Raw genomic sequence first — 23,743 nt, forward strand, 5'->3', positions numbered from 1 at the left:
ATATTTAGTAAATGATGCGATTTGCATTGGAAAAATAAAGGGGAAACCAGATCCATCTCGTAAATGTGAAGTAAGCGAATAAGGAAGGGTGATGGAATGAGAGCGGAAAGAAGAAAGCAGCTGTTTCAATTGCTTGGAGATTTGCCTGAACGGAGGGAAATCAGTACGGAGATATTGCGTATTGAAGAAAGAGAAGGAAACATCATTGAAACGCTCCTGCTCGATCTAAACGGACATGAAAAGGTGCCTGCTTATTTTGTGAAACCGAAGTCCGCAGAAGGACCGTGTCCAGCCGTATTGTTTCAGCATTCGCATGGCGGCCAGTATGATAGGGGGAAAAGTGAACTGATTGAAGGAGCGGATTATTTGAAAACGCCTTCTTTTTCCTGTGAGCTGACGTCTCTCGGGTACAGCGTACTTGCGATAGATCATTGGGGATTTGGAGATCGGCGGGGAAAAGCGGAAAGCGAGATTTTTAAAGAAATGCTTCTTACCGGAAGAGTGATGTGGGGCATGATGATTTATGACAGTGTAAGAGCGTTAGATTATATGCAGTCTCGGCCTGATGTCCAGCCTGACAGAATCGGAACCATCGGCATGTCTATGGGAGGGTTGATGGCGTGGTGGACAGCGGCGCTCGATGACCGGATTAAGGTGTGCGTGGATTTGTGCAGCCAGGTAGATCATCACGTGCTGATGAAAACACAGAATCTTGATCGGCATGGCTTTTATTATTACGTCCCGTCGCTTGCAAAGCATTTTTCCGCATCGGAGATCCAAAGCATGATCGCGCCGCGCCCGCATCTTAGCCTTGTTGGTGAACACGACCAGTTAACGCCGGCTGAGGGTGTGAACAAAATCGAAAAAGAATTGACAGCTGTGTATGCTGGACAGGGAGCTTCTGAGTGCTATCGGGTGGTCCGTTCCGCTTCGGGGCATTTCGAAACAGCAGTCATGAGGCATGAAGCTGTCCGGTTTTTGCAAAAGTGGCTGTGACTGCCACGGGAAAATTGGCAGAAAGGCGCAGATTTGAGCGAGGGAAGTGGAACCAATGGAAGTACAAGACATATTGGATTGGGCTTTCCGGCGGCATCTCAATCCATTAAGCTGGTATATTCGCCCTCTCTTTTTACTAGTATTGGTTTATGCTGCGTATAAGCGCAGCTGGAATGGGCTCATCATTACTTTTGTATTGATGATGAGCAGTATGGTCTGGTTTCCGGAACCTAAGAGGATTTATCTGCAAATGCAAAAAGTGCTGGAATTTGAGCAAATGCTTTTAAGCAGTCCGGTCTCGGCTGTTTTAACTATTGTTTTCATGATGGTTTTGATCGGTTTTATTTTGGCTGCTTTTTGGAAGCGCTCAGTTGTATTAGGTGTAATCCTATTGAATGTGACACTTGCTGGGAAGGTGGCCCTGTCCTTATTTTTCACAGGTGAGAATGGCTGGGCACCGTTAGGCAATACGATTTTTGGACTGATGATGGTAAATGGGATCGGCTTGTTCATCAAGTATCGAAATCGTAAAAAACGCAGAGGAATAGACATCTAAGGGCCAGGACCGTTTTACTGTAAAGCGGTCTTTTTGCTCGTTTCAAGAAGCAACCCAAAAACAAAATGGAGATTTCTTATATTGACAGAATCATATGTGAATAATAATATTCTAATTGTTAACCTTTATTTATAATTGGTTAACAATTAGAATAGGATGTAATACACGTTCTTCAGTTATCAGTGAAAGGGCGAGAAACGATGCAAGAAGAAACATTTTATAGTGTCAGAATGAGGGCTTCTATGAATGGATCTCATGAAGACGGCGGAAAGCATATATCCGGCGGAGAACGGCTTATTCCTTTCCGTGAGATGAAACGTACATTCAATGCCTTATTAGAAAAAGGGTTATCCCATTCAAGAGGAAAACCTGATTTTATGCAAATTCAATTTGAAGAGGTACATGAACCGTTAAAAACCATTCAGCCATTGCCTGTGCATACGAATGAAGTGAGCTGCCCGGAAGAGGGACAAAAGCTTGCTCGATTGTTATTGGAAAGAGAAGGCGTTCCGCGAAAAGTCATTGAAAAAGCATATGAACAAATCCCTGAATGGTCGGGTGTCAGGGGAGCTGTGGTGTTTGATATTCACACCGGCAAGCGGTTCGATCAAACAAAAGAAAAAGGGGTGCGTGCCTCCAGAATGGATTGGCCGGACGCCAATTTTGAAAAATGGGCGCTGTGCTGTCACGTGCCGGCACATTCAAGAATAAAAGAGGCCCTTGCACTCGCTTCAAAAGTCAGTCAGCACCCGGCCGCCGTTGCAGAATTATGCTGGTCAGATGACCCTGATTACATAACAGGCTACGTTGCGGGTAAGAAAATGGGCTATCAGCGTATTACAGCAATGAAAGAATACGGGACAGAAGAGGGCTGCCGAATCTTTTTTATTGATGGCTCCAAAGATGTAAACACGTACATACATGATCTGGAGAAGCAGCCTATTTTGATAGAGTGGGAGGAAGAGCATGACTTATGATTTGATAGAAAAAAGCAAAAAGCACCTCTGGCTGCCGTTTACCCAAATGAAAGATTATGATGAAAACCCCTTAATCATCGAAAGCGGCACTGGAATCAAAGTCAAAGACATAAACGGCAAGGAATACTATGACGGTTTTTCTTCTGTTTGGCTTAATGTCCACGGGCATCGCAAAAAGGAATTAGATGACGCGATAAAAAAGCAGCTAGGAAAAATTGCGCACTCCACGTTATTGGGCATGACCAACGTTCCTGCAACTCAGCTTGCCGAAACTTTAATCGACATCAGTCCAACAAAGCTCACGCGAGTCTTTTATTCAGACAGCGGCGCAGAGGCGATGGAAATAGCCTTGAAAATGGCGTTTCAATATTGGAAGAACATCGGAAGACCTGAGAAACAAAAATTTATCGCAATGAAAAATGGGTATCACGGTGATACGATTGGCGCCGTCAGTGTCGGTTCAATTGAACTGTTCCACTACGTATACGGGCCGTTAATGTTTGATAGTTACAAAGCTCCGATTCCTTATGTGTATCGCTCTGAAAGCGGCGATCCTGATGAGTGCCGTGATGAGTGCCTGCGAGAGCTTGAACAGCTGCTCGAGGAACATCATGAGGAAATTGCCGCGCTTTCCATTGAATCAATGGTTCAAGGAGCGTCCGGTATGATCGTGATGCCGGAAGGATATTTGGCAGGCGTGCGCGAGCTTTGTACAACATACGATGTCTTAATGATTGTTGATGAAGTCGCTACAGGCTTTGGCCGTACCGGAAAAATGTTTGCGTGCGAGCACGAGAATGTCCAGCCTGATCTGATGGCTGCCGGTAAAGGCATTACGGGAGGCTATTTGCCAATTGCCGTTACGTTTGCCACTGAAGACATCTATAAGGCATTCTATGATGATTATGAAAACCTAAAAACCTTTTTCCATGGCCATTCCTATACAGGAAATCAGCTTGGCTGTGCGGTTGCGCTTGAAAATCTGGCATTATTTGAATCTGAAAACATTGTGGAACAAGTAGCACAAAAAAGTGCAAAACTCCATTGCCTTCTTCAAGACCTGCACACGCTTCCTCATGTTGGGGATATTCGGCAGCTTGGTTTTATGTGCGGCGCGGAGCTCGTTCAGTCAAAGGAAACCAAAAAGGCTTACCCTGCTGATCGGCGGGTTGGATACAAAGTTTCCTTAAAGATGCGAGAGCTTGGCATGCTGACAAGGCCGCTGGGTGACGTGATTGCATTTCTGCCTCCTCTCGCCAGCACAGCTGAAGAGCTTGCGGAAATGGTTGCCATTATGAAACAAGCGATCCAAGAGGTTACCAGTCTTGAAGATTGACGCCTGGTTAAACGAGCGATTAGACAGGGTAAAGGAAGCCGGCGTTTACCGCAACCTGCGGACAATGAATGGGGCTCCGATTCCAGAGAGGAAAATTGATGGCAAGAATCAAACGGTCTGGTCCTCAAACAATTATTTAGGACTCGCTAGCCACAGCCGCTTGATCTCTGCAGCCCAAGAGGCACTGCAGCAATTTGGGGCGGGAAGCAGCGGCTCACGTTTAACGACAGGCAATTCGGTCTGGCATGAAAAGCTTGAAAAAAAGATTGCCGGCTTTAAACGGACAGAAGCGGCTTTACTGTTTTCGAGCGGTTATTTGGCCAATGTCGGTGTCCTTTCATCATTACCAGAAAAAGAAGATGTCATTTTAAGTGATCAATTGAATCATGCAAGTATGATTGACGGCTGCCGTCTGTCTAAGGCTGATACAGTTGTTTATCAGCATATTGATATGGATGATCTTGAAAACAAGCTGAATGAAACACAGCGTTATCAGCGCCGTTTTATCGTTACAGACGGAATATTCAGCATGGATGGCACGATAGCCCCTCTTGATCAGATCATCTCACTTGCCAAACGCTATCATGCTTTCGTAATCGTTGATGATGCCCACGCCACAGGTGTTTTGGGTGAATCAGGAGGAGGAACGAGTGAATACTTTGGTGTTTGTCCTGACATTGTGATCGGCACCTTAAGCAAAGCTGTTGGCACAGAAGGAGGTTTTGCTGCAGGTTCAGCGGTCTGCATCGACTTTTTGCTGAACCATGCAAGAACATTTATCTTTCAAACCGCTATTCCGCCAGCCAGCTGTGCGGCGGCTCACGAGGCTTTCAACATCATTGAAACCAGCGGGGAAAAACGTCAGCTTTTAATTTCTTATATCAACATGATCAGAACCAGTCTGAAGAACATGGGTTATTTGGTAAAGGGGGATCACACGCCGATTATTCCTGTGGTCATCGGCGATGCCCGTAAAACGGTCACATTTGCTGAAAAGCTGCAGGACAAAGGGATTTATGCTCCTGCCATTCGGCCGCCGACTGTTGCGTTAGGTGAAAGCCGGATCCGATTAACAATCACTGCTGACCACAGGACAAGTGATATTGATCATTTGCTGACATCATTTCATTCAATTGGAAAGGAGCTGCATATCATTTGAGGGGTTTTTTTGTGACAGGAACAGATACAGAAGTGGGGAAAACGGTTATATCCAGCGGTCTTGCCGCTTTATTGCGAGAACATAACAGAGATGTCGGGGTGTTTAAACCTTTTTTAAGCGGTATTTCTCGTCATCATCCGGAGAGCGACACCAGTCTCCTGAAAGAGACGTCGCAGACGAGTCTTTCTCATGAAGACATTACGCCTTTTGCCTTCAAAGCGCCGCTTGCGCCATACGTTGCAGGAAAGCTGGAGGGAAAGGCTGTCACCATGGAAGAGGTCTTGAGCCATTGGGAGCGGATAAGAGAAAAACATGAATGCTTCATCGTAGAAGGTGCGGGCGGTATATCTGTGCCGTTGGGAGAGGATTTTTTAATCAGTCATGTCATAAAAGCGTTGCAGCTTCCCATGATCATTGTGGCACGTCCTCATCTCGGAACAATTAATCATACCTTTTTAACTGTCCAATATGCGAAAAGTATGAGTCTTCCAATCGCCGGAATTGTCATCAATGGGATCAGTAATTCTCCTGATGATGATGAAAAAACCAATCCTGAGATGATTGAGCGCTTATGCGGTGTGCCGATTTTAGGGGTTACGCCGAAGCTTGCCAACGTTACGAAAGAAACGGTTCTTCATATGGTAAAAGGCCATATCAATCTATCATTACTGATGAATCAAGTGGGGGTATGAGAATGAATCAATGGATGGAACTCGCAGACCGGGTGCTGGCAGGAGCAGAAGTGACCGACGAAGAGGCGCTTTCGATATTAAACTGTCCAGATGAAGATATTTTGCTTTTGATGCACGGGGCTTTTCAAATCAGAAAACACTTTTATGGAAAAAAAGTGAAGCTCAATATGATTATGAATGCGAAATCAGGACTCTGTCCGGAAAATTGCGGCTATTGTTCACAGTCTTCAATTTCAAAAGCGCCGATACAGGCTTATCGGATGGTGAATAAGGAAACGCTTCTAGAAGGCGCAAAGCGGGCGCACGATCTGAATATCGGCACATATTGTATCGTGGCAAGCGGCAGGGGACCTTCAAACAGAGAAGTGGATCAGGTCGTAGACGCGGTGCAGGAAATTAAAGAAACGTATGGACTGAAGGTTTGTGCGTGTCTCGGACTGTTAAAGCCGGAGCAGGCGAAGCGGCTGAAAGAAGCCGGGGTAGACCGCTATAATCATAATTTGAATACGTCACAGAGAAACCATTCAAACATCACGACTTCACATACATACGATGACAGGGTCAATACAGTCGAAATCGCAAAAGAATCGGGGCTGTCTCCGTGTTCAGGTGCCATTATCGGGATGAAGGAGACGAAACAAGACGTCATCGATATTGCAAAAAGCTTAAAGGCCCTTGACGCGGATTCCATTCCGGTGAATTTTTTGCATGCGATTGACGGCACGCCATTAGAAGGCGTCAACGAATTAAACCCTCTCTATTGTTTAAAAGTGCTGGCGCTGTTCCGTTTTATCAATCCGTCAAAAGAAATCCGCATTTCTGGAGGAAGAGAGGTCAATCTCCGCTCATTGCAGCCATTAGGGCTTTACGCCGCTAACTCCATTTTTGTCGGAGATTACTTAACAACTGCCGGGCAGGAGGAGACGGAGGACCATAAAATGTTGAATGATTTAGGCTTTGAAGTCGAATCAGTCGAAGAAATGAAGGCCAGTTTAAGTGCGAAAAGCTGAGAGAATCACTAAAAGCAATCGGTGTGATGTCGATTGCTTTTATTTTTGAACAGAAAGGAGAAGATCACATGACAATTGCATTTCCAACTGCATCTTCTGAGTTTTTGAAAAACCCATATCCTTTTTACGAAACATTGCGCGCTATTCATCCTATATATAAAGGGAGTTTCTTGAAATACCCGGGCTGGTATGTCACAGGATATGAAGAAACAGCAGCTATTTTGAAAGATACCAGATTCAAAGTCCGGACCCCGCTCCCTGAGGCGTCAATCAAATATCAGGATCTTCAGCATGTGCAAAGTCAGATGATGCTGTTTCAGAATCAGCCTGATCATAGACGATTACGGACGCTGGCCAGCGGAGCGTTTACTCCGAGAATGGCAGAGAGTTATCGTCCGTATATCGATGAAACTGTCCATCATTTGCTCGATCGAGTGCAAGGTGAAAAAAAGATGGAGGTGATTTCGGACTTTGCTTTTCCTTTAGCAAGCTTCGTCATAGCCAACATTATAGGTGTACCGAAGGAAGATAGGGAGCAATTAAAAGAATGGGCTGCGAGTCTCATTCAAACGATTGATTTTACCCGGTCAAGAAAGGCATTAACAGAGGGTAATCATATCGCTGTACAGGCTATGGCATATTTTAGAGAGCTGATTCAAAAGCGAAAACGGCATCCGCAGCAGGATATGATCAGCATGCTCTTGAAGGGGAAAGAAGAGGATAAGCTGACGGAAGAGGAAGCGGCCTCTACGTGCATATTACTGGCGATCGCGGGACATGAGACAACCGTCAATCTCATCAGCAATTCAATTCTTTGCCTGCTGCAGCACCCACAACAGCTTTTGAAGCTAAAAGAAAACCCAGATCTTATTGGCACTGCTGTTGAGGAATGTTTACGCTATGAAAGCCCCACGCAAATGACAGCCAGAGTTGCATCGGAAGATATTGACATCAGCGGGGTGACGATCCGTCAAGGGGAACAAGTCTATCTTCTGTTAGGGGCTGCCAATCGAGATCCAAACATATTTGCGCACGCCGAGGTCTTCGATATTACGAGAAGCCCTAATCCTCACCTTTCATTCGGGCATGGCCATCATGTTTGCCTAGGATCCTCGCTGGCACGATTAGAAGCACAAATTGCGGTCAATACCCTGCTGCAGCGAATGCCCGGCCTTACACTTGCTGATTCTGAATGGCGATACCGGCCGCTTTTTGGCTTTCGGGCGCTTGAAGAGCTGCCGGTGACTTTTGAATAAACCTAGCATGTGAGTGCCAAAAAAAGTGTCAGCCCCGCCGAAAATGGGCAATCTATAAAAAAGGGGAGTGAACACAGTGAAAAAAGTGCTGATCGCCGGCGGAAATGGTGTAATTGGAAGACTGCTGGCTGAAGGGCTTAGATCAGATTATGAAGTGACAGTGCTTGATAAAGATCATTTCAATGGCACAGCCTCTTCCATTCAGGCTGACGCGGCAAATTATGATGAGCTGTTAAAGAAGATTCCGAAAGACACTGATGTAATCTTGAATTTGCTGGCTGTCAAAATCAAATACGATGTCATGGACATCGCTGAATTTGAGAAAATGACGGATGTTTTCTATAAGGCAAGCTATTATCTGTACCGCGCCGCAGCGGAGCTGGGCATTGAAAAGCTCGTGTTCGCCAGCAGCAATCATGTCACAGATGTATACGAAAAAGACGGGCGTTCGCTCTTAGGACGGGAGATCACAACAAGCGATTATCCGCTGTCAAAAAACTTGTACGGTGTATTAAAGCTGACCTCGGAACAGATCGGCCATTTGTTTTATTTGGAAAATAAGCTTTCAGTGATCAATCTTCGCATTGGAACAGTTGTCACTGATGAAATGGATACGCTGCATGAAAAAGAAAGGACGAAAAAGACACTGCTTTCTCATCCCGATCTGCTGTCGATTTTCAAAGCCGCTATTGAAACCAATATCCGGTACGGCACTTATTACGCTGTCTCTGACAATCCGGGCCGGCCATGGTCCATTGAATCCGCTGTCAATGAACTTGGGTTTTCACCACAAATCAATACAGCCGAGCTTCTGAATGAGGAAGAGAACGGAGCATAATCATTTTCTAAGATTATGCTCTTTTTCTTTTGTCATCGGTTTTAATCCACGGCAGTCCCCGCCGGGCCGGGGACTCTGTTCAAATGATTATAGACATGGCAATCACAGATTTGCTACATTTTAGACACGATATCGTCACATGCTGCAGCTCGTTCAGAAAATAATGATAACGCTTACAAAAGAGAGGTGGGAGCTATCGCACATTCATTGAAAAGTCGCCTGTTTGATATTTTGATTTACGGGTTTTTGCTGATGTTCGCTTTAATATGCGTACTTCCGTTTATTCATGTCATCGCAGCATCCTTCGCCACAGTAGAAGAAGTCGTGTCGAAAAAATTCATTTTAATACCGACCACTTTTTCGCTTGATGCTTATCGTTACATTTTTTCAACAGATATTATTTATAAGAGTTTGCTTGTTTCTGTGTTTGTGACAGTGATAGGCACTGCAGTCAGCATGTTTCTTTCTTCACTGATGGCTTACGGGTTATCCCGCCGTGATTTAATCGGCCGGCAGCCGCTCATGTTTCTCGTCGTATTCACCATGCTTTTCAGCGGCGGCATGATTCCGACTTTCCTTGTGGTCAAATCACTCGGATTGCTTGATTCTTACTGGGCCCTCATTTTGCCGACAGCCATTAATGCCTTTAACCTCATCATTCTGAAAAACTTCTTTCAAAATATCCCGTCAAGCCTGGAAGAGTCCGCGAAAATTGACGGGTGCAATGACCTGGGCATTTTCTTTAAAATTGTGCTGCCGCTGTCACTTCCTGCGATCGCAACGATTTCACTATTTTATGCGGTAACATATTGGAACACGTATATGACGGCGATTTTGTACTTAAATGATTCAGCTAAATGGCCGATTCAGGTGCTTCTGCGCCAAATCGTGATTGTATCAAGCGGGATGCAGGGGGATATGTCAGAAATGGGGTCGGGCAGCCCGCCGCCTGAGCAAACCATTAAAATGGCCGTGATTGTGGTGGCGACCATCCCGGTTCTGCTCGTCTATCCATTTATACAAAAGCATTTTGCAAAAGGAGCTTTGCTGGGATCTGTCAAAGGATAAAGAAAATGAAACGGAGGGGTACGATGGGAAACAAATGGAGGGTGTTTTTGATTGTGCTTGTACTTGCATTTGGCGGAGTGCTGGCTGGCTGTAAAGGGGCTGACCAGTCTTCGGCTGAAGGCAAAGCTGACTCGGGTTCAAAGGTGAAGCTGTCTTGGATGGCGATTTTGTATCACCAGCAGCCGCCGAAAGACAGGGCGATTAAAGAAATTGAAAAGCTGACAAATACAGAACTGGACATCACCTGGGTTCCGGATGCGGTGAAAGAAGACAGGCTGAATGCGGCGCTTGCAGCCGGCAATCTTCCGCAAATCGTGACCATCCAAGATATTAAAAATTCGTCAGTCATGAATGCCTTCAGATCAGGAATGTTCTGGGAGATTGGCGATTATATCAAAGATTATCCGAACTTAAGCAAAATGAACAAACTCATTAATAAAAACGTAACAATCGACGGCAAGCTCTACGGGATATACAGAGAGCGTCCGCTTTCCAGACAGGGCATCGTCATTCGGAAGGACTGGCTCGACAATTTGAATTTGAAAACGCCGGAAACGCTTGATGAACTTTATAAAGTGGCCAAAGCGTTTACGGAGGACGATCCGGACAAGGATGGGAAAGACGATACATTCGGGCTGACAGACCGCAATGACTTAATTTACGGCGCGTTTAAAACGCTCGGCTCGTATGAAGGCATGCCGACAGATTGGAAGGAATCCAACGGCAAATTCACGCCTGATTTCATGACGAAAGAATACAAAGACACAATGAATTATATGAAAAAACTGCGTGACAACGGCTATATGAATAAGGATTTTCCCGTCACAAGCAAAACCCAGCAGCAGGAGCTGTTTTCTCAAGGAAAAGCCGGCATCTATATTGGGAATATGGTAGATGCGGTTAATCTGCGCGACCATGCCTCCGATAAATCGATGAAGCTTGAAATCATCAACCGCATAAAAGGACCAGATGGGAAAGAGCGGGTGTGGGCATCTGGTGGCCATAACGGCTTGTTTGCTTTCCCGAAAACGAGTGTGAAAACGGAAGCTGAGCTTAAAAGGATCTTGGCGTTTTTTGACCGAATTGCCGAAGAAGACGTCTATAGCCTGATGACTTACGGCATTGACGGCGTTCATTACAACAAAGGAGAGGGCAAAACGTTCACACGCAAGGAAAGCCAGGTGAAAGACTGGCAGACTGATATTCAGCCGCTGTCCGCCTTAATCGCCATTGATAAAGCCTACTTAAAAAACACTGGGGATCCGCTTCGCACGGCGTACGAGGAACTGACGGAAGACAATGAAAAGATCATCGTCTCAAACCCTGCTGAAAGCCTGTATTCCGCCGCGGAGTCGGAACGGGGAGATGAATTGAAGAAAATCATTGATGACGCGACCTACAAATATATAATAGGTGACATCACAGAAAGCCAGTTTGATAAAGAAGTGGAAAAATGGGAGTCAAGCGGCGGAAAGCAGATAATTCAGGAATACGAAGAAGCGTTTAAACAAACAAAATAACATTGGGAAAACCCAAAACGCGCAAGCAGTTTTGGGTTTTTTACATGCTTCTTTTTTGCTGGCGGTAGTTTCCCGGTGTAATTCCCTCCAGCTTCTTAAATGATCTGATAAAATTTTGCGAGTTTTTGTATTTCAGCTTTTCGGCAATGTCTTTGACCGCTATGTCAGTTTCGGCAAGCCAGCTTTTCGCCATATGGTGGCGGTAGCCGGAGACATATTCGCTGAATGAAATGCCCATTTCTTTTTTGAAAATGCTGCTTAAATAGTTTGGATTGTAATGCAGCCTGCGGGCGATTTCATCCAGTGTCAAATCGGATTCAAACTCGTGGTGGATGATATGAATGATGTTATCGGAAATATTTTTGTACTGTGCATCCGCGCGGGCGTTCACTTTGTCTGTCATCGGATCAATGAACTCATTTTTGAGCCAGTTTTCGGTATCCTCGAACGTCTTCAGCTCGAAAATTTGGTCATACAGCATTTTGTTTTCTTCAAGCTCGAATAATTCGATCCCGAGCACATGCATCAGTTCAATCACATGATTCAAAAAGCGGGCAATTGCGATTTGGAATTGATACGGGTTGGTGTTTTGGGTGAAGATGGATTGTAAAATCGCGTGCAGGCATTTGTCCGCTTTCTCCTTGTCCCCCGCTTTGACGGCATCGAACAGCTCATGCTGAAGCTGCTTTGGAAAATGGGTTTTGAAGGTTTTTTTCTGATCAAGGTCTTCGTAAAAGATAATCGATTTGTTTTCCGCTTTGAGCCGGTATTTCAACGCTTCTGAGCCTTCTGCATAGGCTGTTTTTGCCTTTGCCAGCGCATCAAACGGCTGGCTGATGCCGATGCTGACAGACAGCTGCAGCTCAGCTTCCGCTTTTTCCTGAATCATCCGCGCAGTCTCATTCAGCTCAGCCATGAATGCTTCCTTCGTCCCGTTCTGGTTGATCAAAATGGTTGCCTGCTGTTTGTCCACGACGGCGGGGGCAAGGTGCTTGTCCGCCGGGATGTTGCGCTCAATCAGGCTGTTGACGGCAAACAAAAGCAGATCCATATCTTTTTTCTCATAAGGCGTATGATTCAGTGTATCAATTTGAAGTACAAGCAGGGCGAGATGCCGCCAATTTTGCTCTAAACCGAGGCTTTCAAAGCGGTTATTGACCTCCTCATCCGTCAGTTTTCCAAGCATGAGCCTGACCATAAAATATTGCTGTAAATGAGTCGCCTGCTGTTTCATCGTTTCTTCAAGGTCGTCATTTCTGTCTTTCAGCTGCTTAAAGCTCTGTTCAATTAACTCAAACTCATTTTGAGGCGGTTGTTTCTCTTGTATGGCACCGTGTCTTGCGAATGATTCGTAAAGCACTTTGATCGGCTTGTAAAAATGGCGGGAGCCAAGCCAAGAGAACAATAATGAAAGCGTTAACAAAATAAAGCATACTGTAAAGGTGATCCAGCCGATTGATTTTGCTTCTTTTTTTAATTCAGGCAAGGAAACGAGAGAAAAATAAGTCCATGTGTTATAGTCTGATTTTTGATAGGTGACTTTATATTGAATCCGGTCTATGACTGTTTCAAACTGTCCGCTTTTGGCGGTCAGCGCCAGCATTTTTTGGACAAAGTCGTCGTTTGGAAGAGATTCACCGATGTCAGACATGTTGTTATGCAGGATGATGCGGCCTTTCTCATCAATGATAAACAGGTTGTTGGCATTTGAATAGTCAGGCATATTTTTGACCAGCGAACAGCTCGGGATGCTTGCGGCGGCCAATCCCTTTGTATTTGTGCTGTTTAAAGGAAGCTGTTTAATCAAATTGATATTGTAGCGGCAGTTGTCTGATGTGCCTTCTTTTGTCGAAATCAAATGATTGTTTTCCTCAAGCATCCAATACGAGCGGCTCGCTTTGTGTTGCGTGTACGCTGCGGCTGCTTCATGAAGAGAGTCTGTATTTAAGCGGTATAAGCCGGAATTGTTCATGTACCATTTTTTCATATAACTGACTAGCGTCATGTTAGACAGGTCGGTATCAAAGCTTTGCAGATAGTTGAGCTCTTGGTTCACTTGGTTATAGATTTGAAATTGGTCAGAGTGCAAAGGCTCGGACAGTGTGCGAAGGAGAGGCGGCGAACTCACATAGTGGGTTAAAGAGTGATCGACGGTTTTCAAGATATGCTCGATGCTTTGCTGGGTCTGTTGAAGTGTGTCGAGTTTTTCCTCCGAAACGTTGGAGATAGCCGTTTTCTGAGAGTGCTCGTACGAAAACAATCCGACCAGAATGACCGGAATGGTGCTGAGCAGACAGAAAAACGTGATCAGTTTGTAATAAAACTTGTATTGGCTTCTTTTCATAAAACCCCCCATTTCATAACATCCACTTCACCTTAATACAATTAATCCAAAGATTGATAGATATTGTCAATAATCATTTTCTAATATCGGTGTCTTTTTTTCAGGTGGAATGGCTGAACCCTTGATCATAAAGGGATAAGGCAGGATGTGATCATATGATTGTAGACGGACTTTTGCCTGCTGCGCTACAGTGAATGCAAGAACCCGTGAAAGGAGGCTTGGAAAAGATGAAAACAGCAGAAGCGCAAGCGCCGGCTGTTGATGCAGTCATTTTTAAAAAAGAAAAAAGAAAGCGCTTACTAAGCAAGCTGATCCAGCAGAAATATTTGTACTTGATGATTTTGCCGGGGTGTATTTATTTTTTGCTTTTTAAATATGTCCCGATGTGGGGAATTGTGATTGCGTTTCAGGATTATCAGCCGTTTCTCGGCATTTTGGGCAGTGAATGGGTCGGGCTGAAGCATTTTATCAGGCTGTTTACTGAGCCTACATTTTTTCTCCTGTTAAAAAACACGCTCGTGTTATTTGCTTTGAACCTGGTCATATTTTTCCCGGTGCCGATTTTGCTGGCGCTTCTATTAAACGAAGTGCGGATCGCTCTCTTTAAAAAATTTGTTCAGACGCTGATTTATATCCCGCATTTTATGTCTTGGGTTATTGTTGTATCGCTTTCGTTTGTGCTTTTAACAGTAGACGGAGGTTTGATTAATGAACTGATTGTGTTTTTTGGCGGCGAAAAAATCAACTTTCTGCTGAACGAAGAATGGTTCCGGCCCCTGTATATTCTGCAGGTCATCTGGAGGGAAGCAGGTTGGTCGACGATCATTTATCTGGCAGCCATTACAGCGGTTGACCCCCAGCTGTATGAAGCGGCGAAAATGGACGGAGCGGGACGGCTGCGGCAAATGTGGCATATTACGCTGCCCGCCATTAAAAGCGTTATTGTCGTTTTGCTGATTTTAAAAATCGGAGACACGCTGGAGCTTGGCTTCGAACATGTGTATTTGCTGTTAAACGCGACAAACAGGGAAGTGGCGGAAATTTTTGATACGTACGTTTACACTGCAGGGCTGAAACAGGGCCAGTTCAGCTACAGTACAGCGGTCGGCGTATTTAAAGCGGCGGTCGGGCTGATTTTGGTCATGCTTGCGAATCGTTTGGCGAAGAAATTTGGCGAGGAAGGAATCTATTAAGAAAGGGATGGGATCAATGGATCAATCAATCGCTGTAAAATCGCCTCTTACGTACGCGGAGGCATTGGCAAAAACCATTATGAACACGTACACAGTGGAGGAGCTGCCGCCTGCAAACCGCTGGCACTACCATCAGGGTGTTTTCTTATGCGGTGTATTGCGGCTCTGGGAAGCAACCGGGCAAAAGCGGTATTTTGAGTATGTGAAGGCCTATGCAGATCTCTTAATTGATGATTATGGCAATCTATTATTCAGAAGGGATGAGCTGGACGCCATTCAAGCGGGACTTATTCTTTTTCCATTATACGAGCATACGAAGGATGAACGGTATGTAAACGCGGCAAAAAGGCTGCGGGGCTTATATGGAACGCTGAACCGGACGTCTGAACAGGGGTTTTGGCATAAGGACGGCTATCCTTATCAAATGTGGCTTGACGGCTTATACATGGGCGGGCCGTTCGCACTGAAATATGCGAATCTGAAGCAGGAGCCGGAGCTGTTTGATCAGGTCGTGCTGCAGGAGTCGCTGATGAGAAAGCATACGAAGGATTCAAAAACCGGACTCTTTTATCACGCTTGGGATGAAGCGAAAAAAATGCCTTGGGCCAATGAAGAGACAGGCTGTTCTCCGGAATTCTGGGCGCGTTCCATCGGGTGGTACGTCATGTCTCTTGCTGACATGATTGAAGAGCTGCCGAAGAAGCATCCAAACCGTCACGTGTGGAAAAAAACGCTGCAGGACATGATTGAAAGCATCTGCCGCTATCAAGACAAGGAGACGGGGTTATGGTACCAGATCGTTGATAAGGGCGACAGGTCCGATAACTGGCTGGAAAGCTCAGGATCCTGTCTGTACATGTACGCAATCGCAAAAGGAATCGATAAAGGATATCTAGACAGAGCTTACGAAACAACACTTTTAAAAGCGTATCAAGGCTTGATTCAGCATAAAACCGAAACGGCAGAAGACGGTGCGTTTCTCGTCAAAGATATATGTGTCGGAACGTCAGCCGGTTTCTATGACTATTATGTCAGCCGCGAAAGAAGCACAAACGATCTGCACGGGGCCGGTGCGTTTATTTTGGCTATGACAGAGCTGGAGACTCTTTTTAGGTCAGCAGAGAAATGATGACAGGTATACGTACGGCTTTGTGTGTGATTGTCTCAGTCCTCTTTTTGGCATCATGCTCAAGCAGGTCGGACGGAATGCATGTCATCCTCTTTTCTGATATGCGGGCAGGCGTACAGGAAAAAATAAAAGAGGCCGCTGAGCAGAAGGCCGGGAAGGTGGATATCTTTCCAGCCTATCCGGAAAAACTGCTGACTGAAATCACCGCTCATGAGGGAGATGTCTTCATCGTGCCTGAAGACATGTTTCAAGCTTACGATGATCCGGAAAATTTTCAGCCGTTAGACGAATTGCCATTGGACAAAACCTCTCCTTATACAGCTGTTGATCAAAAAACGGGAGAAAAAACAGTCTATGCCGTTCAGATTGAAAAAGGGGGAAAACAGCTGAACGGCTATTCTTTTCGATTGAATCGCAATATGGCGGCGTTTATCCCTGTGTATGCTGAAAAAACAGAGGAAGCGCTGCAGCTGATTTCTCAACTAACTGAAGTCCGATAGAGGTGAGGACCATTGAAAAACATCGTCATTTGCGGATTGAGCAGCAGAGCTCTCAGTATGTTTATCAAACCGCTGATGGAGCGGTTTTCAGCACATTATCAGATTACGGGATTGCTGGATGCCGATCCAAAACGTTTTGCCGTTTGCAAGAAGAAGTTTCCCGAGCTTGCCCGCGTGCCGGAGTTTAACGAAGACGCTTTTGATGAGATGATGCGTGTTTCAAAGCCTGATATCGTCATTGTGACAGGCAGGGATGATACACATGTCACATATATCTTAAGAAGTCTTCAGTGGGATACGGATGTGATTACAGAAAAACCAATGGTGACGACGGTGCAGGATGCGAATCGGGTGCTTGGGGCGGAGGCGAAAAGCAAAGGGAAAGTCATCGTCGCGTTTAACTACCGCTACAGCCCGTTTCATCGGAAAATTAAAGAAATGATTCTGGACGGAAAAATAGGCAGGGTAACCTCTGTTGATTTGAATTGGTATATTGATACGTATCACGGCGCCAGCTATTTTAAACGCTGGAACCGATCGAGGCCATTTTCAGGCGGTCTTTCTGTCCATAAATCAACACATCACTTTGACCTCGTCAATTGGTGGCTCGGGCAAAATCCGGCGGAGGTATTTGCTTATGGCGCACTGAATTACTATGGGTCGGACAGTGAGTGGAACCCGCTGCCGGAAGAAGACGGGCGTTTTTGCGGGACGTGCCAGGTTAAAGAAAAATGCCATTACTATTCAAGATGGCATCCCCGCTCCTCCACAGCTTCTGTAAAGGATGATCATCTCCAAGCGGGAGACCAGTCCAGCTTGTATACTGCATACAGGCCAGACGCGTGTATTTTTGACGAGGAGATTGACATCGAGGATACGTACGTGGCGGCGGTCAAATATGACGGCGGCGCGCTTTTAAGCTACTCGATCATATTCTCCGCCCCGTATGAAGGCTACCGGCTGACGATCAACGGCACAAAAGGGCGTATCGAATCAAATGAATTTCACGAGCCTTCCAGAATTCCGTTTGCTTTTCCTGAGCAGACAATTGAATACTATCCGCTCTTTGAATCAAAGCAGACCATACAAGTGGTCAAAAACGAGGGCGGACACGGCGGAGGCGATCCGCTTTTGCTTGAAGATCTTTTTTTAGGAAAAGATCCGCTGCGCCGCTATGACATTTTAGCCGGGGCTGAAGCAGGAGCCTACTCCATCGCGGTCGGTGAGGGAATGTGGCGCTCTGTTGCCGAAAAGAAGCCGATCAACATTAAGAGGCTTTTTCAGATGCAAAATGCATAATGCAGAAAAGGAGGGGCCGCCGTGGAGCATGATGGTTCAATGGGGCGGGTGCTGCGCTTTTGCGAGTGGGTCATGAGATTTGCGTATACAAACTTGCTTTGGCTGTTTTTTACGATGATTGGTCTCGGGGTGTTCGGCATCATGCCCGCGACCGCAGCTTTATTCGCTGTCATGCGGAAATGGATCCAGGGGCAGGACAACGTTCCTGTGCTGCAGACTTTTTGGCGGGAATACAAGGCTGAATTTCTCCGTTCTAATCTGATCGGCGCTGTACTGGCGGTTATCGGATTGATCATTTATATCGATTTGGCCTTTATTTATCCGAGTCATTTCCTTCTGCATGTCCTTCGCTTTGCCATTATGATATTTGGATTTTTGTTCATATCCATGCTTTTTTATGTATTTCCTTTGCTTGTCCATTTTGATTGGAAAAAACGTTTGTATGTGAAGTTTTCGCTCTTGCTCAGTGTGGCGTATTTGCAATATACGCTCGTCATGCTTGCGCTGACTGTCGCTCTCTTTTTCCTGCTTGCGTACCTGCCCGGCATTGTCCCTTTTTTCAGCGTCAGCCTGATCAGCTACTGCCATATGCGAATGGTTTATGCCGTGTTGCTGAAAGTGGAGCAGCAACACGGCGAGCCGCAGAGGAAACACCAGACACGGGAAGCTTTGTATCCGGAGACGAGGTAATCATCATTTCTCTATCATAACGTTGTTCCAAACGGAATAGATTGATAGAGAAAGGAGAGCGGATAAGATGCTGAAGGTAGCGGTATTTGATGAAGAGCATGAAAAAGACCTACAGACGGAAATCAATTCATTTCTAAAAGGGATATCGGAGGAGCAGCTGATTGATATCAAATATACGGTTTCGGCGGCGTGCGATCCAGACGGCGAGCAGCTTTACTGTTTTTCCGCCCTTATTTTATATCGCAAATAAAAAGATCTTTCCGCGGGCGCGGAAAGATCTTTTTTGTTAATAAGCCTTTTTCACTCTTGGACTTCTCGGTTTATCGATTTTCTCCGCTTTTCTGATCTCTCTTCGTTCTTTTGAGAGTGATTTATAGAGAGCGGCAATCATCAGCAGGATGACGATAGAAAACGGCAGTGCTGCCAGAATCGCTGTGTTTTGCAAAGCGGCAAGCCCGCCGGAATATAGGAGCACAGCCGCCATGGCGGACTGAATGATGCCCCAGCTGAGTTTCACAGAGTTCGCCGGGTTTAATGAACCGTACGACGTCTGCATGCCCAGCACGAATGTCGCTGAATCAGCAGATGTGATAAAGAATACAGCGATCAGAACCAATGCAAGGATCGATGTTACCATTGTCAGCGGATAGTGATCAAGTGTTCCGAACAGCATCGTTTCAGTTGACATCTTTGCCACATTGAACGTGCCTTTCTGCTGAAGATCCATGGCTGATACGCCAAAAATAGAGAACCATAGAAATGCCAAAATACAAGGTGTCACCAAGACGCCGATTAAAAATTCGCGGATCGTCCGGCCTCTGGACACACGGGCGATGAAAATGCCGACAAATGGTGACCAGGAAATCCACCATGCCCAATAGAAAATTGTCCAGCCGTTAATCCATTCGCGTTTTTCAGGATCGTTCGGTGCCAGTCTGAAGCTCATTTGAACGATATTTTGAATATATTGTCCGATAGAATCTGTAAATGAGTTCATAATCAGCACAGTAGGCCCGACGACGAGCATAAACAGCATTAACAATCCGGCCAATGCCATGTTGATGTTGCTCAGATACTTAATGCCTTTTCCGAGTCCGCTCCACGCAGAAAGTAAAAAGAGCACTGTCACAATGGCAATTAAAATAAATTGAACGGCAAAGTTATTCGGAATGCCGAACAGGTAATTCAAACCGCCGTTAATTTGGGTTGCACCGAGACCAAGACTCGTCGACACCCCGACAACAGTGGCGAAAACAGCAATACAGTCAATCAATTTGCCGATCGGGCCGTTTACTTTATCGCCGAGAATCGGTGACAGCGTGCTGCTGATTAATCCGGGAGCGCCTTTACGGAATTGGAAATAGGCGATGCATAATGCCACGACGGCATAAATGGCCCAAGCATGCAGCCCCCAGTGGAAAAACGTATAGCGGAGCGCATCTCTGAAGGCTTGGGCGGTTTCTGTTTCACCTGATGGAGAGCTAATTGCGTAATGGCTGATCGGTTCAGCCGCACCATAGAATACTAAGCCGATTCCCATGCCTGCGCTGAACAGCATGGCAAACCATGATAATAACCCGAATTCCGGTTTTTCATCGGGTTTTCCGAGTTTGATTTTTCCGATCGGGCTGAAAATCAAAAAGAGACAGAACCCGACAAACAAAGAGACAACTAAAAGATAATACCAACCAAATGAATTGGTGATAAATGCTTGTGCGGATTGAGACACGTTTTGCAGGCTGTCAGGAGAAATAACGCCCCACAATACAGCTGCAGCTGTGATAACAATCACAATCCAAAATACACTAGATATATGTTTCAAAATTTCTCACCCTCTAAATTTTTGTGTACGCCTATATCTTGCTCGTAGGCTTAGTATGGTCGTACGCTGGCAGATCATCCCTCTCTTAAAATTACCCCGCAATCAGGTGAAACAAAACAAGTCCCACCCTAACATGAATGCGGATAATGTTCAAATGTTCGGTTTATGGTAAGAGTTTAAAAAGTAATGGTTAAGAACGGGCGAATTGTCCGGCATTGAGCCCCGCGAGTCTGCCTGTTACAAGGGCGGACGTAATATTGTATCCGCCTGTGTAGCCGTGGATATCCAAGATTTCGCCGCAAAAATACAGGCCCTCCATTTTTTTAGATGCCATCTTTTTCGGGTCAATTTCTTTTACAGATACCCCGCCACCCGTAACAAATGCCTTATCAAGAGACAGCGTGCCGTTTGCGAGAACGGTAAACTGCTTGCAGTCCTTTACAAATTGTCTGAAAGGGTCCTTCGGCAGCTCAGAAAACGATACGTTCGGAGAGATGCCGTTTTTTTCGAGCAAAAATAGGAGATAGCGCTCCTGCATCCAAGGCTTCAGTACGTTTTTAATGGCTTTTTTCGGTGCTTCCTTCAGTTCTTTGTACATCTTTTGGAATAGCGTTTCTTCATTGATATCCGGATACAAGTCAATTCTGATCGGCACTTGAGGCTGTTTTTTCAGCTCTTTTACGACAAATTGGCTGCATCTGAGAATGGCAGGTCCCGAGATGCCGAAATGGGTAAACAGCATGTCCATTTTATGTGTGATGATCGGTTTGCCTTTTTTATTTAACACACTGACGGCGACATCTCTTAGTGATAAGCCCTGAAGTGTTTTTTGCTTAATGAACGGTTCGGAAGATGTGACAGGAACCTCTGTCGGAAACAGCTCTGTTACAGTATGGCCTGCGGCTTCAGCCCATTCATAGCCGTCTCCCGTGCTTCCGGTATGAGGCACACTTTTACCGCCGACAGCGATAATGACTGCCTGGCTATGGATCATTTCGCCGTTATTCGTCACAATCCCTGCTGTCTGTCCATCTTCATATATGACAGATTTAATTTTCTCGTTCGTTCTGATCGTTACGCGGAGCTGTTTCAGCCTGTTTAACAGCGCGTCAACGACACTTTGGGCTTTGTCTGTTACAGGAAACATCCGGCCGTGATCTTCTTCCTTCAATTGAATGCCGAGATTTTCAAAAAACTTGATAATGTCTTCGTTATTAAATTCAGAAAACGCGCTGTATAAAAACCGCCCGTTGCCGGGGATGTGCTTAATAATTTCTTCCACAGGAAGGCGGTTCGTCACATTGCAGCGGCCGCCCCCGGAAATCGCGAGTTTTCGGCCTAATTTATTTCCTTTATCTATCAGCAAAACATCAGCGCCCTGTTCTCCTGCTGCAATTGCAGCCATCAAGCCTGAAGGGCCTCCGCCTATTACGATTACGTCATACTGTTTCATCTTTATCATCAACTTTCTTTTTCCATTTCGTATGCGAACACCCCGTCCGCAGTACTATTATAGCGAAAGAAAGCCTCTCCTTAAACGTCTTTTGCCGCGAACCTGAATCGTTCACAAGATTGCTTTTGTATTTATTACCGTCTAAATGCCCAGTTGTGGTAAAATAGAAAAGTTGAATCTTCGTAGAAAATGGTGATGAAGAAACATGTCAAGCAAACTGTTAAGAGGCACGTTTGTGTTAACGCTCGGTACATATATATCACGGATTCTGGGAATGGTCTATTTAATTCCTTTCAGCATTATGGTCGGGGCGACAGGCGGTGCATTATTTCAATACGGATACAACCAATATACTTTATTTTTGAATATTGCTACGATGGGCTTTCCTGCTGCCGTTTCTAAATTTGTTTCCAAATATAATTCCAAAGGGGATTATGAAACAAGCAGAAAAATGCTCAAGGCGGGCATGTCGATTATGCTTGTCACAGGAATGATTGCCTTCTTCATTCTGTATTTATCAGCGCCTATTTTTGCGGAAATATCGCTGGGAGGCAAGGATAATAACGGCCTGACAATTGACCATGTCGTTTATGTCATCCGCATGGTCAGCTTAGCGCTTTTGGTCGTGCCGATTATGAGCCTTGTCCGCGGATTCTTTCAAGGGCACCAAATGATGGGGCCGACAGCCGTTTCCCAAGTCGTTGAACAGATTGTCCGCATCATCTTTTTATTAAGTGCGACATTCTTAATTTTGAAGGTTTTCAACGGCGGCCTTGTAATCGCTGTCGGTTATGCGACCTTCGCAGCGCTGATCGGCGCCTTCGGAGGACTGATCGTGCTGTATATTTATTGGAACAAACGGAAGGGCAACCTATTGGCGATGATGCCGAATACGGGGCCGACAGCAAACTTAAGCTACAAGAAAATGTTTCTCGAGCTGTTCAGCTATGCCGCTCCGTACGTTTTTGTCGGACTAGCCATCCCTTTGTATAACTATATTGATACAAATACGTTTAACAAAGCAATGATTGAAGCCGGCAATCAAGCCATCAGCCAGGACATGATGGCGATTCTTACCCTGTATGTGCAGAAGCTCGTCATGATCCCGGTTTCCCTTGCAACTGCTTTCGGACTGACATTAATTCCAACGATTACTGAATCGTTTACAAGCGGAAACTATAAACTGCTGAATCAGCAGATTAACCAAACGATGCAGACGATCCTGTTTTTAATTATTCCGGCTGTTGTCGGGATCTCTGTATTGGCAGGGCCGACGTATACCTTCTTTTACGGGTCAGAAAGCCTGCATCCTGAACTGGGGGCAGACATTCTGCTTTGGTATTCGCCAGTTGCGATTTTGTTCTCTTTGTTTACGGTTAACGCAGCCATTCTGCAAGGAATCAATAAACAAAAATTTGCGGTTGTCAGCCTTGTGATCGGCGTTGTGATCAAGCTTGTGCTGAATGTTCCGCTGATCAAGCTGATGCAGGCTGACGGTGCGATTTTAGCAACGGCGCTTGGATATATCGCTTCGCTTTTATACGGATTTATCATGATTAAGCGCCATGCCGGCTATTCGTACAATGTATTAGTCAAACGGACAGTCTTGATGCTGCTATTATCAGCGGTAATGGGAATAACCGTAAAAATCGTGCAGTGGGTATTAAGCTTCTTTATTTCCTATCAGGATGGTCAGGTGCAAGCTGCGATCGTTGTGGTGATTGCGGCCGCTGTTGGCGGAGCTGTCTACCTGTATTGCGCCTATCGGTTAGGATTTTTGCAGAAAATATTAGGCCGCCGTTTGCCCGGTTTCTTAAAGAGAGGCAGACATGCCGGCTGATGAACAAGATATGAAGAAATAGAGGGCTCGCATGCTGCGGGCTTTCTTTTATAAAGGAGAGATTA

21 protein-coding genes are annotated in these 23,743 nt (G+C 45.5%); 18 read left to right on the forward strand and 3 right to left on the reverse strand.

Annotation, left to right across the window (positions count from 1 at the left end; translation table 11 throughout):
- The first annotated feature begins 96 nt into the window (after nt 1-96).
- From KHQ79_RS00450 to KHQ79_RS00500, 11 genes are all read left to right on the forward strand, one after another.
- Complete coding sequence (locus KHQ79_RS00450; RefSeq protein ID WP_003237986.1) at nt 97-996, forward strand: dienelactone hydrolase family protein; 900 nt, start codon at nt 97-99, stop codon at nt 994-996.
- 55 nt (nt 997-1,051) lie between these two features.
- Complete coding sequence (locus KHQ79_RS00455) at nt 1,052-1,552, forward strand: hypothetical protein (protein ID WP_225514002.1); 501 nt, start codon at nt 1,052-1,054, stop codon at nt 1,550-1,552.
- Between the two features lie 200 nt (nt 1,553-1,752).
- Nucleotides 1,753-2,529 (forward strand): 6-carboxyhexanoate--CoA ligase, encoded by a 777-nt coding sequence (bioW, locus tag KHQ79_RS00460; RefSeq protein ID WP_225514003.1) that lies wholly within the window; start codon nt 1,753-1,755, stop codon nt 2,527-2,529.
- The gene (bioA, locus tag KHQ79_RS00465; RefSeq protein WP_225514004.1) at nt 2,519-3,865 is read left to right on the forward strand and encodes an adenosylmethionine--8-amino-7-oxononanoate transaminase; all 1,347 of its coding nucleotides are present in this window, start codon (nt 2,519-2,521) and stop codon (nt 3,863-3,865) included. The genes bioW and bioA overlap by 11 nt, the downstream gene beginning before the upstream one ends.
- Nucleotides 3,855-5,024 carry an 8-amino-7-oxononanoate synthase gene (gene bioF / locus KHQ79_RS00470; RefSeq protein WP_225514005.1) on the forward strand — a complete coding sequence of 390 codons (1,170 nt, stop codon included), beginning with the start codon at nt 3,855-3,857 and terminating at the stop codon, nt 5,022-5,024. The genes bioA and bioF overlap by 11 nt, the downstream gene beginning before the upstream one ends.
- Nucleotides 5,021-5,716 (forward strand): dethiobiotin synthase, encoded by a 696-nt coding sequence (gene bioD / locus KHQ79_RS00475; RefSeq protein ID WP_225514006.1) that lies wholly within the window; start codon nt 5,021-5,023, stop codon nt 5,714-5,716. The genes bioF and bioD overlap by 4 nt, the downstream gene beginning before the upstream one ends.
- Nucleotides 5,717-5,718: 2 nt before the next feature.
- Entirely contained in the window at nt 5,719-6,726 is a 1,008-nt protein-coding gene (gene bioB / locus KHQ79_RS00480) for a biotin synthase BioB (protein ID WP_148982190.1), read from the forward strand.
- A gap of 68 nt (nt 6,727-6,794) precedes the next feature.
- Nucleotides 6,795-7,982, forward strand: coding sequence for a biotin biosynthesis cytochrome P450 (bioI, locus tag KHQ79_RS00485; RefSeq protein ID WP_225514007.1), 1,188 nt, complete (start codon nt 6,795-6,797; stop codon nt 7,980-7,982).
- 76 nt (nt 7,983-8,058) lie between these two features.
- The gene (locus tag KHQ79_RS00490) at nt 8,059-8,820 is read left to right on the forward strand and encodes an NAD-dependent epimerase/dehydratase family protein (protein WP_225514008.1); all 762 of its coding nucleotides are present in this window, start codon (nt 8,059-8,061) and stop codon (nt 8,818-8,820) included.
- Between the two features lie 207 nt (nt 8,821-9,027).
- Nucleotides 9,028-9,888 carry a carbohydrate ABC transporter permease gene (locus tag KHQ79_RS00495; RefSeq protein ID WP_019259222.1) on the forward strand — a complete coding sequence of 287 codons (861 nt, stop codon included), beginning with the start codon at nt 9,028-9,030 and terminating at the stop codon, nt 9,886-9,888.
- A 23-nt stretch (nt 9,889-9,911) separates the two neighbouring features.
- The gene (locus tag KHQ79_RS00500; RefSeq protein WP_225514009.1) at nt 9,912-11,408 is read left to right on the forward strand and encodes an extracellular solute-binding protein; all 1,497 of its coding nucleotides are present in this window, start codon (nt 9,912-9,914) and stop codon (nt 11,406-11,408) included.
- Nucleotides 11,409-11,448: 40 nt separating this feature from the next.
- Here KHQ79_RS00500 and KHQ79_RS00505 read toward each other — a convergent pair whose 3' ends face one another.
- Complete coding sequence (locus KHQ79_RS00505) at nt 11,449-13,764, reverse strand: helix-turn-helix domain-containing protein (protein ID WP_225514010.1); 2,316 nt, start codon at nt 13,762-13,764, stop codon at nt 11,449-11,451.
- 215 nt (nt 13,765-13,979) lie between these two features.
- Between KHQ79_RS00505 and rmgP the strand changes: the two genes are divergently transcribed.
- From rmgP to KHQ79_RS00535, 6 genes are all read left to right on the forward strand, one after another.
- Nucleotides 13,980-14,945: a polygalacturonan/rhamnogalacturonan ABC transporter permease gene (gene rmgP / locus KHQ79_RS00510; protein WP_019259219.1), complete on the forward strand. Its 966-nt coding sequence runs from the start codon at nt 13,980-13,982 to the stop codon at nt 14,943-14,945.
- Nucleotides 14,946-14,952: 7 nt separating this feature from the next.
- On the forward strand, nt 14,953-16,074 hold the full coding sequence (rmgQ, locus tag KHQ79_RS00515) for an unsaturated rhamnogalacturonyl hydrolase (protein WP_225514256.1): 1,122 nt from the start codon (nt 14,953-14,955) through the stop codon (nt 16,072-16,074).
- Nucleotides 16,071-16,574 (forward strand): lipoprotein YteS, encoded by a 504-nt coding sequence (locus KHQ79_RS00520; RefSeq protein ID WP_225514011.1) that lies wholly within the window; start codon nt 16,071-16,073, stop codon nt 16,572-16,574. The genes rmgQ and KHQ79_RS00520 overlap by 4 nt, the downstream gene beginning before the upstream one ends.
- A 12-nt stretch (nt 16,575-16,586) precedes the next feature.
- Nucleotides 16,587-17,873, forward strand: coding sequence for a Gfo/Idh/MocA family oxidoreductase (locus KHQ79_RS00525; RefSeq protein ID WP_225514012.1), 1,287 nt, complete (start codon nt 16,587-16,589; stop codon nt 17,871-17,873).
- A gap of 21 nt (nt 17,874-17,894) precedes the next feature.
- The gene (locus KHQ79_RS00530) at nt 17,895-18,563 is read left to right on the forward strand and encodes a YesL family protein (RefSeq protein WP_225514013.1); all 669 of its coding nucleotides are present in this window, start codon (nt 17,895-17,897) and stop codon (nt 18,561-18,563) included.
- Between the two features lie 67 nt (nt 18,564-18,630).
- Nucleotides 18,631-18,813, forward strand: coding sequence for a sporulation protein Cse60 (locus tag KHQ79_RS00535; RefSeq protein ID WP_003223398.1), 183 nt, complete (start codon nt 18,631-18,633; stop codon nt 18,811-18,813).
- A 36-nt stretch (nt 18,814-18,849) separates the two neighbouring features.
- Here the strand turns inward: KHQ79_RS00535 and opuD are convergent, their stop codons facing one another.
- Complete coding sequence (gene opuD / locus KHQ79_RS00540; RefSeq protein WP_080429050.1) at nt 18,850-20,388, reverse strand: glycine betaine transporter OpuD; 1,539 nt, start codon at nt 20,386-20,388, stop codon at nt 18,850-18,852.
- 187 nt (nt 20,389-20,575) lie between these two features.
- A complete protein-coding gene (locus KHQ79_RS00545) occupies nt 20,576-21,838 on the reverse strand; it encodes a BaiN/RdsA family NAD(P)/FAD-dependent oxidoreductase (RefSeq protein WP_225514257.1) in 1,263 nt (420 codons plus the stop codon).
- 205 nt (nt 21,839-22,043) lie between these two features.
- Between KHQ79_RS00545 and murJ the strand changes: the two genes are divergently transcribed.
- Nucleotides 22,044-23,678: a lipid II flippase MurJ gene (murJ, locus tag KHQ79_RS00550; RefSeq protein WP_084992882.1), complete on the forward strand. Its 1,635-nt coding sequence runs from the start codon at nt 22,044-22,046 to the stop codon at nt 23,676-23,678.
- The last annotated feature ends 65 nt before the right edge of the window (nt 23,679-23,743 follow it).

Origin of the sequence: Bacillus sp. TSO22 (assembly GCF_020223595.1) — a bacterium.
Lineage (GTDB): Bacteria > Bacillota > Bacilli > Bacillales > Bacillaceae > Bacillus > Bacillus inaquosorum.

What these genes read in the sequence shown, in the direction of transcription:
- KHQ79_RS00450 (WP_003237986.1), top strand. Translation starts at nt 97, where the DNA reads ATGAGAGCGGAAAGAAGAAAGCAGCTGTTTCAATTGCTTGGAGATTTG.
- KHQ79_RS00455 (WP_225514002.1), top strand. Translation starts at nt 1,052, where the DNA reads ATGGAAGTACAAGACATATTGGATTGGGCTTTCCGGCGGCATCTCAAT.
- bioW (WP_225514003.1), top strand. Translation starts at nt 1,753, where the DNA reads ATGCAAGAAGAAACATTTTATAGTGTCAGAATGAGGGCTTCTATGAAT.
- bioA (WP_225514004.1), top strand. Translation starts at nt 2,519, where the DNA reads ATGACTTATGATTTGATAGAAAAAAGCAAAAAGCACCTCTGGCTGCCG.
- bioB (WP_148982190.1), top strand. Translation starts at nt 5,719, where the DNA reads ATGAATCAATGGATGGAACTCGCAGACCGGGTGCTGGCAGGAGCAGAA.
- bioI (WP_225514007.1), top strand. Translation starts at nt 6,795, where the DNA reads ATGACAATTGCATTTCCAACTGCATCTTCTGAGTTTTTGAAAAACCCA.
- KHQ79_RS00500 (WP_225514009.1), top strand. Translation starts at nt 9,912, where the DNA reads ATGGGAAACAAATGGAGGGTGTTTTTGATTGTGCTTGTACTTGCATTT.
- KHQ79_RS00505 (WP_225514010.1), bottom strand. Translation starts at nt 13,764, where the DNA reads ATGGGGGGTTTTATGAAAAGAAGCCAATACAAGTTTTATTACAAACTG.
- rmgP (WP_019259219.1), top strand. Translation starts at nt 13,980, where the DNA reads ATGAAAACAGCAGAAGCGCAAGCGCCGGCTGTTGATGCAGTCATTTTT.
- rmgQ (WP_225514256.1), top strand. Translation starts at nt 14,953, where the DNA reads ATGGGATCAATGGATCAATCAATCGCTGTAAAATCGCCTCTTACGTAC.
- KHQ79_RS00520 (WP_225514011.1), top strand. Translation starts at nt 16,071, where the DNA reads ATGATGACAGGTATACGTACGGCTTTGTGTGTGATTGTCTCAGTCCTC.
- KHQ79_RS00535 (WP_003223398.1), top strand. Translation starts at nt 18,631, where the DNA reads ATGCTGAAGGTAGCGGTATTTGATGAAGAGCATGAAAAAGACCTACAG.
- KHQ79_RS00545 (WP_225514257.1), bottom strand. Translation starts at nt 21,838, where the DNA reads ATGAAACAGTATGACGTAATCGTAATAGGCGGAGGCCCTTCAGGCTTG.
- murJ (WP_084992882.1), top strand. Translation starts at nt 22,044, where the DNA reads ATGTCAAGCAAACTGTTAAGAGGCACGTTTGTGTTAACGCTCGGTACA.